This window comes from Methylobacterium indicum (genome assembly GCF_001043895.1).
Classification (GTDB): domain Bacteria; phylum Pseudomonadota; class Alphaproteobacteria; order Rhizobiales; family Beijerinckiaceae; genus Methylobacterium; species Methylobacterium indicum.
This window is the reverse complement of sequence record NZ_JTHF01000444.1, coordinates 1-773: the sequence shown is the minus strand read 5'-3', so window position 1 is coordinate 773 and position 773 is coordinate 1. Positions and strand designations below refer to the sequence as shown.

General features: G+C 66.5%; 2 protein-coding genes. One reads left to right on the top strand and one right to left on the bottom strand.

Features of this window, described 5'->3' with window-relative positions; translation table 11 throughout:
- A partial coding sequence (locus QR78_RS31340; RefSeq protein WP_167349687.1) for a hypothetical protein occupies positions 1-405 on the bottom strand: 405 nt, incomplete at its 3' end.
- Positions 406-546: 141 nt separating this feature from the next.
- Between QR78_RS31340 and QR78_RS31335 the strand changes: the two genes are divergently transcribed.
- On the top strand, positions 547-773 hold a 227-nt coding region (locus QR78_RS31335), incomplete at its 3' end, for a transposase family protein (protein WP_162234109.1).

The following is a 773-nucleotide window of genomic DNA, read 5'->3' as shown; positions in this document are numbered from 1 at the left end:
GAGGGCCCGGCCGAGCCGTGACCTGCGATCCACCGCGTCGAGGCGGGCCACGTAGCACGAGACCGCTTCGAACAGGGTCAGGGTCCCGAAGACCGGGATGACGAAGGACGGCGCCTCGGCTGTGAAGGCGTCGACCACCAGGGCGAGGGTCAGCTGCGCCATCACCAGGGCGCCAAGCGCCGAGCACACCGCCCGCACGTTGGCGCCGTTCGGCTTCGTGATGCCGTTGTTGATGTGGCCGTTGAGCCAGAGGGCGGTGACGCGCAGCACGCCCACCGCCCCGAAGAAGAACGCCATGTTGCCCTCGCTGAAACCGAGCGCGGCGATGGGCTTGAGGGAGGCGCGCTCCATGATGTCGCCCGGCATCGCGAGCGTCAGGGCGATCAGCAGCATCATGACCGCCATGGCCCACTCGAATAGGCGGTTGAAGCTGTAGGCTGGGATTGCCCCGTTTCTGTGGTTCTTGCTCACTTAACGTGGATGGTGGTGGATTGACTCGGGCCGATGATAGGGTCGCCCGGCTTCCCCATCGTGGGTGGCATGGACATGCCCTTTCCCGTCCCCGAGTGCCGCGTCGCGCGGTTCGCTGAACGAGACGAGGATCACCTCGTCATCCCAATGAGGCTGGATGCCGACAGCAGCCGCTGTCCTGATTGCCAGCACGCGAGCCGGTCCGTCCATAGCCGCTACCAGCGCCATCCCGCCGACCTGCCGGTGTCGGCATCGCAGACCAGTCTCCGCATCGAGGTGCAGCGGTTCTACTGCCGCAACCC